Consider the following 11046-nt stretch of genomic DNA (forward strand, 5'->3'; position numbering starts at 1 on the left):
CAAGTTAACCTAACGTGTTATTAAGATTGATTCTATTTAAACATAACAGGCTAAATGTATGCATCTATAAAGGTTGAGCTTTATCAAGGCTGAGTAGCTTTCTGGAGCATACTGTCACTGTGCTCTGTTTTGATCCAGGCTGGGAAGATGACGGTAAAGCAGGTTCCCTGATTTAAAACACTTTCTGCCTTAATTGTGCCATTTAAACCCTGAGTGGCCAGATTAAAGGCAATATGCAGTCCCAATCCAGAGCCGCCCTGATTGCGTCGGGTGGTAAAGAAGGGGGCAAAAATCTTTTTTAGCACCGTAGACTCCATGCCCCGACCGTTATCTTCGACTTGCAGCATGATTTGCTGCTGGGTATTAGCCTGTTCAATCTTCATTCCTTGCTCATTCTCTACACCTTTTGCACCTTCTACACCCTTTGCACCTTCAATACCTGCTTGCTTGTGTCCCTGAGGCTGCCGTTTTATCCGGATGGTGATGGTGCCTGCGGGTTGATCAACGAAGGCGTGTTCCAGAGTATTGACAATCAGGTTGGTCAGAATCTGAGAGATAGCACCGGGGCTGGTATAAACCTGTAGGTTTGCTTCGATCTGCAGTCGTAACTGATGGGGTGAGTTTTTCAGTTTGGGTGACAGACTAAAGAGCACTTCGTGACAATATTTGCCCAGATCAAAACGACGCAGGGCATCGGTAGACTGATCCACGGCCACCTGTTTAAAGCTTTGAATCAGATGGCTGGCCCGCTCGATATTGGACACCATAAACGCCACGGAACGATTGGCGGCTTCGGTGTATCGACTCACCTGAGAGCGTTTTACGCTGCCTGAAGCCATCATTTGCTCAAAGTCCCGGGTCTTCTCTTCCAAGGCTGTAGCAGCGGTTAACGCAATACCGATAGGGGTATTAATCTCATGGGCTACACCGGCTACCAGACCGCCAAGATAAGCCATCTTTTCATTTTCGATCAGTAACTCTTGGGCATTATTGAGTTGTTGATGGGCCTCTTTAACCTGTTGTAGCGCATTTCTCATCAATGCCAGGCCGCTGACATAGCCCAGATAGCGCCCACGTCTGGTGACTAAAATACCCTCATCCAACGCTTTGGGGCTGAACTGGGTGACCCGATTGCTCACTTCGCTGACCCGCTCATGATCACATACCACAAAAGGGGCTTCATTCATCAGAAAGGTCACCGGTTTTCTGGCATTAAGCTCACGACCAAACTTACTCAGATAGCGTTCCTGAAACACGATGCGGGTGATAATACCCACAGGCCTGTGGTTATGTATCACGGGCAGGGCGCTGATTTCGGTTTGATTAAACAAATGTTCGATGGCAGCACAGACGCAAGTGTCTTCGATTACAGGGACTGGCTCACAGATTTGAGCAATGCTGATCTGACTGATCGTATTCAGAAGCCGTTGAGTCATAGCGGATAATCGATTAAATAGCGTTTGGCAGAGCAGTTCATCATCGTGGGATGGCGTAACAGGCTGTCGTTGAAGTAAGCATTACTGCAGCGGTTTCAGGCAGCGATTGACAATAAACTCGGTGGCTTTATCTTCCGGCATCGGGCGGCCAAAGAAATAGCCCTGCAGGTAATCACAGCCCAGTTGTTGCAGCTTCTCGTACTGCGCCTGAGTTTCCACACCCTCAGCAACCACATCAATATCCAGTTTATGAGCCATTTGAATAATACAGTCGATAATGGCTGCCGTTTGCTCATCCTTCAGCATATTGTGGATAAAAGAGCGGTCCAGCTTCAAAATATCAAAGGGTAGATGGTTAAGATAACTCATGGAGGAGTAACCGGTGCCAAAGTCATCCAGAGACAACTGCAGCCCCAGATCCTTGATTGAATGCAGGATATCCCTGGCCTGATCAATATCTTCCATAATCAGGCTTTCAGTAATCTCAAAGCGTAAACCGCCCGGCTGCACCTTATGCTCGTTCAGCAGGCGCTTCATCTGAGCTTCCAGGTCACTGAACATAATCTGGCGGGCAGAAACGTTAATACTTAATGACAGCTTATCATTACCGCAGCAGCTGAATTGATTCCACAGCTCGGCCTGTTGTACCGCTTTGCGCAGAATCCAATCCCCCATAGCCAGCATCAGATCGGTGGGTTCGATAACATCCAGAAATGCCCCCGGAGATACAACGCCTCGGGTCGGATGATGCCAGCGCAGCAGCGCCTCAAACCCTGCCAGTTGACCGCTTTGGCAGTGAATAATAGGTTGGTAATACAGCGCTAACTCATCACGCTCCAGGGCATAGGTCATGTCTCTGATCAGGGTTAAGCGACTGGGCTGTTTAGTGCGTCCTTTATCGTCACATTTTTCCTTACTGCAATCATCGCTGATACACGTGTTACCGCTACAGTCTTCCAGAGGCAGCGTTTGAATGCAGCGATTGCCACCCAGCCGTTTGGCAGAGAGCAATGAGTCTTCCGTCTGAGACAGCAGCTCATAGCAAGGTTTATTCAGATCATCTACCAGGAGATAACCGATAGAGATCGAAGGAATCAACTCATGTTGTTCAATCTGTAACGGTTGAGTCAGGGTTTTTCTCAGTTGATCGATCTGGTCATGGAACAAGCGATTTTCGGGCAGATATACCGCAAACTCATCCCCGCCTAAACGTGCCAGAATGGCTCCCTCTGGAATACAGGCCCGTAAACGTTGTGCAATCATAATCAGAAACTGATCACCGTATGTATAGCCCAGGTCATTATTGATATCGCGAAAGCGGTCAATACCCAGTACCAGCAGACAGGGTGTAATGTGCGGCGCTGAGCCCAGGGGTATTGAGCCTAGAAGCGTTGAGTTTAGAGGTGTTGAACTAAGAGATGTAGAGCTTAGGGATGTAGGGCTTTGTAGCTCCTGTGGCCTGTATTGCAAGCGATCAATAATCCCTTGCTGTTTCAGGCGATCGGTTTGTGCAATAAAACGGGAGCGATTTAATAACCCGGTTAACTGATCGTGATTCTTTTTATACTGCAGACGCTCATAGTAGTTGATGTTGTCAAAACAGATCGCCACCTTGCTGCAGAAGATTTCCAGCAGCTGTTTATCGGTCACGCTGAGCGGCTTACTGCCAGACAGATAGACCACACTGGTCGCCTGAGTCTGGGTCTTAAACACCAAGGCACAATCATGGTCGTTAAAAATATGCTGGTTGCGGTGGATCGCTTGCTCAATCAACGCGCAGGCCTGGGCAGACGCGACATCCTGAATCGGTGTTCCTGGCTGAAACGTCAGCTGATCAGTGCCAGCAATCACCTGTATCTGATTGTCTGCTGATAATCGCAACGGATGGGGTAACACACTCGATGGTATCTCAGGTTCCTGAATCGCACAGAGCAAGACGCCTTCACTGTGATCTTCAATAAAGGAACGGACCTGCAGCACCACACCCTGCGCAAACTCCGCCATGGAGCGATATTGAAACAGGGATGACGATGCGGCCAGAATTTTCTCCAGTCCCCTGCGACTCAGTTCCATAGACTTCAGTTGCTGATAAGCCCGCAGCGCTACCAGTGTAGTGGTATACAAACGGGTCGAAGTCAGCTCGGTTTTCGACTTATAGTCGTTAATATCGTACTGAGTAATGATGCTTTTTTCCGGTGCCTGTCCCGGCTGACCGGTACGCAGAATAATACGTACCAACCAGTTGTTTTGTTGTTCACGGATAAACCGGATCAGCTGCAAACCTGCATCATCGGTTTCCATCACCACATCGAGAAAGACCAGTGCGATATCAGGGTGGTTGCGCAGTATCTCCTGAGCCTGGTCCGCACTATAAGCGGAGATAAACTCCAGTGGCTGCCCGAGAAACTCGCAGTCTCCTAATGCATAGTGGGTGATCGCATGGACTTCGGTATCGTCATCAACAATCAATACCTGATAGGGGTGTCGCTCTTCTGAAGCATCAACACAGAGGTCACTGTCGTCTTCAATGATCAGAATATCGTCTGGCGTTGTGTTCATGAGCTTAAGGCAACTTGTTCAGAAAGCGGGGGGCAGGACGGGTAAACCAAACCATCGCTGTTTACGGCACATATTTTTCTGACACTATAGATTTGCTTTATGACAGTCAGGTGACTGAAACGAGCTGTAATTGTTACTTTTTATTAACGAGGCAAGGGTACTTGATTCTCACTGATAGAGAGTAATAAATGGGGATAAACGCTGCTATTGACGCATTAATCTGTTGTTGAAAAATTAATCCACGGCTTAATGGCTAGGCGGTAGCAAGCTGCCAGCACTGCTGCTGATGGTCCTGCACAAATGCCATAATCTGAGTATCAATCTTCCCCTGTTCTGCCAGTTCCGTCAGAATCTGCATCACCTGATTTACTGGCATAGAATCCCGATAGGGACGCTTCTGTGCCAGTGCCTGAAAAATATCCGCAATGGTCAGAATGCGGGATTCAAACGGAATCTGATCACCTTTAAGCTGATAGGGATAACCGGAGCCATCCAAAAACTCATGGTGCTGGCAGGCCCACAGCGCAATCTCTTTAAAGGAAGTCACCCGTTCCAGAATATCCTGAGCTTCAAAGCCGTGCCGGTGCATCGCCACCGTTTCTTTAGCATTAAGCGGCCCCTCTTTTTCCAGAATATTATCCGGGATATGCAGCTTCCCGATATCATGCAGATAACCGGCGATCTTCAGCTGTTGGCAGCGGGCTTCATCCAGCTCCAGCTGCTTGGCGATATAGTAGGCCAACGCACCCACATTCAGGCTGTGCTCTGCAGTAAAGGGGCTTTTGGCATCGACAGCAGCGGCAAGAATCAAAGCCACGGCTTCCGTTGAAACCAAGTCCAGAGTTATGGATTTCTCAAAATCCAGGTGCTGCAAATAACGACTGAGGTGGCTTTTCTCAAGATTAAACCAGAAGGCATCAATGGTTGAGGCCTTGACAAAGGCTTCTACCAGCGGTGGATAGAAAAAACCATCCAGCTGGCTCAGGTTTGTGTGAATAAACTCCCGGGCATGAATTGCTTCATCATCCGGGTTTTGTGCCAGATACTGAAACAGCAGAGCATCCACCCGGTCCATCAGAAAAATCAGGCTGGCAGCCTGCTTGCTGCTGTTGGAAATAGGCAGAGGTTGTAGCTTGTCCCAGTGAGTATGGTGATATCGCACCACGTCGATGTATTTATGATAGAAGGGCAGATTCTCCAGCAGCTTGACACCCTCAGCGCAGTGAAAACTGGACTTTTCCCAATCCATAAGTGTCACCAGCAGTTCATGCTCGCGACTGGAAGAAACGCCGATATCATGCAGCAAACCCGCAACCAGCAGATCTTCGGCAGTAAAGCCTTCAATCTCAAGGTGATCCGCACACTGCCAGGCCATATAACCCACACGTTTACCATGCTGGGTATCATCCAGGCCAACCTGATCGATCACATCAGAGATCATCAGGGTCAGGTCTTTAAAGCAGTGATTAGCTTGCATCGTACGTTTCCTAAATTTCAGATCCTGCTTAAATAATAGCAGAGTGTGATGAAAGCAAATCGACAGATGCTGTCTTGCGGTAAAAAGTAAGTCGGCCTGATGTTAATGGCATTACTTGTCAAAGGCATCATACTGATAATGCTGGCTGCCACCTCTGGGGTTGGTGGTGCGGCCGGGTCTGGTGCCCCCATCATCCCTGATGACTGATCCGCTGGCTGATCCGGCCCTGAGCCTCGTAACGGAAGGAGACCGGCAGTTGCTGGTTCGTCTGCACCTGCATCAGCTGGCAGGCTTGGTTCCAGTTCAGCTGTGTGGTATTGCCTTCGGGGGAGGTTTCTGTGGGGCAGGCTTAAATTCTCTTAAAAATCAAAGAGAAAAATGTGCCTGTCCTTTATTTCGCTTTCTGTGGGAAAGCGAAACCCATCGGTTCAGATTCAATGAATGGAATTCAAATAAAAGGAGATGGAATAATGGACAATAACGCAGACACGATTCAGCAAATTCCTGTACGGAAAGCCTTTCAGATGAATCAGCATTTTGAGACTTTCAGCCACCGCTGTGCTTTCCTGATGATTGCTCTGGAAAATATTGCTTTTGAAGATGCACTGCCTCATAACAAACAAGCCGCTTTAGGAGCATCTTACTTTATAGAGGATATGCTGGAAGAGATGTCGGATATTCAGACCATGCTGGATGCGGCTATGTTCTGTTTAGTTGTTGGCTATGGTCTAAACTAAAGAGGTCTCTTTCCTGATTCAGTAGAGGCCTCCAATGAAACAGCATGATTTCGACCAAATACTCTCTCAGCTAGACACCCTTTCAGCTAAACAGCGTCATTCACTCATTGAATGGCTCCATTGCCCAGAAGAAATTCCAGATATTGTTGAGCATCTCGAACAAAACCTCCATGACCACTTATCCTGCCCTCACTGTGAACACGATAAAATTCATCGCTGGGGGATGAGCCAGGGGATTCAACGTTACCGTTGTTGTAGCTGCCATAAAACCTTTACGGCTTTAACTAATACCCCGCTGTCAGGCCTACGGATGAGAGAGCGGTGGATAGAATATGCAGAAGGCATGCTTCAGTCTGAAGTTCTCAGGAGTGCGGCTGCACGTTGTAGCATCCATTTAACCACTTCATTCCGTTGGCGTCATCGTTTCCTAAAACTTGCAGAAACCCTGAATGCAGAGGCTCTTGAAGGCATTGTTGAAGCGGATCAGACTCTATTCAGAGAGTCCTTCAAAGGAAAAAGAAATATCGACGAACGACCACCCAGAAAACGAGGAAATGACAAGAAAAAAGACGTGCACTGGATCTCTGTTTTGGTGGCAAGAGATCGCCATAAACACGAAGCTGACTTCGTCTTACACAACTTCACGATTGATCAGGTTGAAGATGTATTATTGCCTCGATTAAGTGCAGATATTGCATTTTGCACAGATGGTCATCTTACCTTTGAAGCCTTCACGAACAAACATGGTTTCACCCATAAAGTACTGAATGCCAGTGCAGGAGAGCGGGTCAAAGAAGGGGCTTACCATATTCAGGGAGTGAATAGTTATCATCAAAGATTAAAAATATGGATTGCTCGTTTCCATGGTGTAGCAACAAAATATCTGCATCGTTATTTAGGTTGGTTCAGGTGGTTTGATCAGCATCGACAAGAAAAATATCAACCCATTGATTTTATGATTGATTTTGCTAAGCCAGAAGGTTTTCAACATCTAAACAGAACATAGCCCTGGATGCGGCAGTTAAAACCCGGGGATAAAATGCAATGAGTTAAGCCATGTATTTCTGAGAGATACATGGCTTAGTTGAATATCTTTCTTCATGTAGAGATGACCACTTTATGAGAAATCACTAGCATCAATAAATCCACACCTAACGTCGAGGAGCCATAAAAATTCAATTAAAATCATCTTTAAATTCATTAAGCACATCAATCAGTTCCTTGGGTCTTATTCTATAGCTATCAAAATCTCTAACATCATCCCACTCTTGATCATCGGAGATTTCCATTATAAATGGGTCCAAACCATATTCCTCTATAGCTGACAATATAGTCCTAATTTCCAGATCTTTGGTTGCATGGTCATTAAGAAATAACTCTGTTGTATAAAACACCCCTTCTTTTAGCCTATTACTTATATATGATATAGATATTCCTGTGACGTTCCTTATTTTTTTCACTAACTCTAAATTAACTACTGGACTTGATACTGAAATTGAAATACTTGACATATACATCTCCTATATTAAAACTCTTCTTTAAACAATGGGTTTAATGGCTTCCCTTTTGTATCTTTTTAGAAATTACCGCCATACCAACGATATAAATGCTCATCTTTAGTTGCAGGGTATATATTATCAACAGAATCAGCTAACTGAGGGTAGTCTAAAGCATTATACTTGTGATGCCCCTCCACCGAAGTCCCATTAAACCTAGGCTTACGCCCAGATAATATCCCTTTATTTCCTTAGAGGACATGCTGGAAGAGATGTCAGATATTCAGACCATGCTGGATGCCGTAGTTAAAGATCAGGGGTCAAACGCAATAGGTTAAGCCATGTAAGTAGACGCACACTGCTTTTCCCTGCATAAAGCCCGTATTATCCGGCCGTTTCGGCCGGATAATATCGGAATATTTATGATCGGGTACTTATTTCTGAGAGATACATGGCTTAGTTGAATATTTTCCTTCATGCAGAGATGACCATTTTATGAGAAATCACTGACATCAATAAATCCACACCCAACGTCGATGACCCAAGGAATTTAAAACTATTTAATAATCATCATCAACTAATGGAGACTCATGTTGCCATGATCCGATACAAGATAGTTTACCATTAAAAAAAGCCCGATCATCTTCAGCATTTAACAGTCTAGAATTCCACAGCATAATAAAACAATTATACTCCCCCCCTCCTGAACGAGCCGTTAACTCTTCAATCAATTCTATTGAATCAACTCCATTATTCCTACATAACTCTTCTATACATACAGGTGAATCAACAGCCTCATACCAGATAAAGTCATGGTCATACCAGCACCCCAAATCTTTACTAAACTGTGAAATAGGCTCATCATCATCCACGCCACATTCTTCTAAGTAAGATTCAACTGATTCTTCATTTAAACTACCAATCCAAACTGTAACCCAATGATTCTCAGTTGTAAAAAAAGGTTTATTTTCAAACATTAATACCTCCTACTTCCTTAAGCCTGATGGTAAGTCATTTCGCCCATTTGGTAACCAGCCAGAATATTCTGCCCAGTTATTTATCTTTCTTTTAAACTGTTCAAAACTATTAGATGAATCTATAATATCACCCAACTCTTTATGAGCTCTTGAAGAAATACTATTATTCCCATGCTTCTTCACTACTCCAGTCATAGGGTCTCTAAAAAATGTTTCTTTTGTAGGAGAAGCATTTTCTACAATATCTTTATACTTTACTCCCCAGGATCTCATCCTCGGAGCCCTAGAGACCATTAACCATTCATGGGCACCACCACCATGTCTCAATCTACTTTTAAGAACATTACGAGCATCTGTATCTTTGTACAACTCTGCTAATTCAGTAGGTGATTTTGCATCAAACCATTCTTCAAATGCTTTTCCTGATGGGATTCCATGTTTTTCAGCAGAGGTTAACTTTCTCTGAGTCTTACACGATTCTCTTGTTAATCCTAACGGATCAATCCACTCAACCGGGTTATGCACATACCCCTGCGGTCTCAGCCCTCCGGCCATACCTATCGGGTCGGGCGTCAGATACTGGGCTATCTCGGGATCATAGTAACGGAATCGATTGTAGTACAGACCGGTTTCCTGATCATAAATCTGCCCCTGATATCTCAGGTCACAGACAATCGGGTCGTTAGCGGCGTCTTCCTGGTAATAACGCTGCACATCGCGGGACTGATGCCATTGTTCGTGTTTGCCCCAGATCTCCTGATAGCCCCGCCAGTGAATGTCACCATTTTCACTACACAGTTCTCTCGGTGTGCCGGTCTGGTCGGTGACGATATAGTGCAGTGTGGCCGGTTCCGGGGTGTCCGCGTCTGCCGGGTTCTGTTTCAGCTGGGCAAAAGGACGGAAGCTGTCCGGTTCATACAGCCAGTGGGTGGCTTCGGCCAGGGTGCCATCGGCGTAGCATTGTTGCTGGCCGATCAGGTTATTGCCGGTCCATTGATAGCGGTGCTGACGAACGACTTTACCGCCCGGTGAGCCGTTCGGGTTATGTGCTGCCGGGTGATGGATTTTACCAATACGGCGACCGAAGGGGTCGTACTGGTAATGCCAGGCATCGCCGTTCGGTAATACCACACGAATCAGCTGGTCGTCTTCATCCCATTCATAGCGGGTGCTTTCCGGGCGGAAGCCGTTGCGGCGGATCACTTTTTCGATCATGCGACCGCAGTCATCATAACGGTAGCTGTGGTTGCCGTGGCTTTCGACCCGTCCGGCGCGCTGGTATTTCAGCGCTTTTTCCAGTCGTTTTTCCGCCAGGCTGATGACGTTATCCGGCTGAACCTCATTCGGGCCGGTAAAGCCCTGCTCAATACGGGTCAGGTTCTGTTCGCTGTCGTAACTGAAGGCTTTGTGTTCGGTGTTCTGGCCGCCAAACGGCGCTTTGCGGCTCTGCTGAGTGATCTGGCCGTTGCCGTTCAGCTGGTAGCGGGATTCGCCCCAGTGGGATTCGTCAATGGCGATAATCTGATCCAGGCTGTCGTACTGGTAACGGCGCTGTAAGTGACGATGACGGCTTTTACCGTGGCTCTGCGGCTGGCTGCCCGGCCCTTGGTGGATCTGGCCTGTGGGGATTTGGGGTTGTCCCGGTGCACTGGTCTGGCCGTTCTCCAGCCATTGCTGTTCCAGCAGGCCGGTCTGGCTCCATTGTTGTTTCAGGTTAAAGCCCAGCGGATTGCTGCGGCTCAGTTCCTGACCCAGTCGGTCGCGCTGAATATGCAGTGGTTGATGGTTCCCCACCTGCAGCTGTGCCAGCTGGCCCTGATCCCAGCCAAAGGCCAGTGCGATGGCTTCACTGCTCATTGAGGTACGCTGACCGTCACCGTTATAGTCGTGTTCGGTGGTGTCGCCATTCAGGGTTTCGCGAATCAGGCGACCGGCGTCGTCATATTCAAACTTAAGCTCTGCCTGCGGATTGGCGGCACGGGTCAGTTGTCCGGCCGGGTTGTATTCAAACTGCGTCAGGGCTGTCGGGGTCTGATCCGGGGCGATGTTCTGCTTTTCAATCAGGCGGCCTGCCGGGTCGTATTTAAACTTTTGCTGACTGTTGTCCGGCTGAATACGGGCGATCAGACGACCGGCCGGGTCATATTCAAACCGGGTGACGCGACCATCGTAATGCTGCTCCTCAACAATCTGGCCTGCTTCATTGTACTGATAACGCCATTGCTGTTTCTGGCTGTTGGCAACACCGCTGAACTCCGCTTCCCGGTTGTAGAAGTACCAGGTGGTGGCGCCCAGAGGGTCGGTGGATTGCAGCAGTTTATCAAAGGCACCGTACTGATAATGCTGGCTGTCACCTCTGGGGTT

Annotated in this window: 8 protein-coding genes; 2 read left to right on the plus strand and 6 right to left on the minus strand. The window is 47.3% G+C overall.

From position 1 onward, the window contains the following. Nucleotides 1-83: 83 nt before the first annotated feature. The 3 genes from H579_RS28020 to H579_RS26030 all read right to left on the minus strand — a co-directional run bounded on the left by H579_RS28020 (nt 84) and on the right by H579_RS26030 (nt 5472). Complete coding sequence (locus H579_RS28020; protein ID WP_051227711.1) at nt 84-1436, minus strand: ATP-binding protein; 1353 nt, start codon at nt 1434-1436, stop codon at nt 84-86. Nucleotides 1437-1517: 81 nt separating this feature from the next. After that, nucleotides 1518-3995 carry a bifunctional diguanylate cyclase/phosphodiesterase gene (locus H579_RS0116270; protein WP_028301575.1) on the minus strand — a complete coding sequence of 826 codons (2478 nt, stop codon included), beginning with the start codon at nt 3993-3995 and terminating at the stop codon, nt 1518-1520. Nucleotides 3996-4248: 253 nt separating this feature from the next. After that, entirely contained in the window at nt 4249-5472 is a 1224-nt protein-coding gene (locus tag H579_RS26030; RefSeq protein ID WP_051227714.1) for an HD-GYP domain-containing protein, read from the minus strand. Between the two features lie 470 nt (nt 5473-5942). Here H579_RS26030 and H579_RS0116285 point away from each other — a divergent pair, with 470 nt between their 5' ends. Both H579_RS0116285 and H579_RS26035 read left to right on the plus strand, forming a co-directional pair. Beyond that, on the plus strand, nt 5943-6209 hold the full coding sequence (locus H579_RS0116285) for a hypothetical protein (RefSeq protein ID WP_028301577.1): 267 nt from the start codon (nt 5943-5945) through the stop codon (nt 6207-6209). Between the two features lie 34 nt (nt 6210-6243). Continuing rightward, the gene (locus H579_RS26035; RefSeq protein WP_084624174.1) at nt 6244-7215 is read left to right on the plus strand and encodes an IS1595 family transposase; all 972 of its coding nucleotides are present in this window, start codon (nt 6244-6246) and stop codon (nt 7213-7215) included. A gap of 169 nt (nt 7216-7384) precedes the next feature. Here H579_RS26035 and H579_RS0116295 read toward each other — a convergent pair whose 3' ends face one another. From H579_RS0116295 to H579_RS26040, 3 genes are all read right to left on the minus strand, one after another. Continuing rightward, entirely contained in the window at nt 7385-7720 is a 336-nt protein-coding gene (locus tag H579_RS0116295) for a hypothetical protein (protein ID WP_028301578.1), read from the minus strand. A gap of 545 nt (nt 7721-8265) precedes the next feature. Continuing rightward, nucleotides 8266-8682 (minus strand): immunity 22 family protein, encoded by a 417-nt coding sequence (locus H579_RS0116300; protein WP_028301579.1) that lies wholly within the window; start codon nt 8680-8682, stop codon nt 8266-8268. 9 nt (nt 8683-8691) lie between these two features. Next, nucleotides 8692-11046: RHS repeat-associated core domain-containing protein (locus tag H579_RS26040; protein ID WP_211224736.1), on the minus strand; the 2355-nt coding region annotated here is incomplete at its 5' end.

This window comes from Oceanospirillum beijerinckii DSM 7166, assembly GCF_000422425.1.
Taxonomy (GTDB): Bacteria; Pseudomonadota; Gammaproteobacteria; order Pseudomonadales; family Halomonadaceae; genus Oceanospirillum; species Oceanospirillum beijerinckii.

Coding starts and splice junctions, on each gene's coding strand:
- H579_RS26030 (WP_051227714.1), bottom strand. CDS start 5,472: ATGCAAGCTAATCACTGCTTTAAAGACCTGACCCTGATGATCTCTGAT.
- H579_RS26035 (WP_084624174.1), top strand. CDS start 6,244: ATGAAACAGCATGATTTCGACCAAATACTCTCTCAGCTAGACACCCTT.
- H579_RS0116295 (WP_028301578.1), bottom strand. CDS start 7,720: ATGTCAAGTATTTCAATTTCAGTATCAAGTCCAGTAGTTAATTTAGAG.
- H579_RS0116300 (WP_028301579.1), bottom strand. CDS start 8,682: ATGTTTGAAAATAAACCTTTTTTTACAACTGAGAATCATTGGGTTACA.
- H579_RS28020 (WP_051227711.1), bottom strand. CDS start 1,436: ATGACTCAACGGCTTCTGAATACGATCAGTCAGATCAGCATTGCTCAA.
- H579_RS0116270 (WP_028301575.1), bottom strand. CDS start 3,995: ATGAACACAACGCCAGACGATATTCTGATCATTGAAGACGACAGTGAC.
- H579_RS0116285 (WP_028301577.1), top strand. CDS start 5,943: ATGGACAATAACGCAGACACGATTCAGCAAATTCCTGTACGGAAAGCC.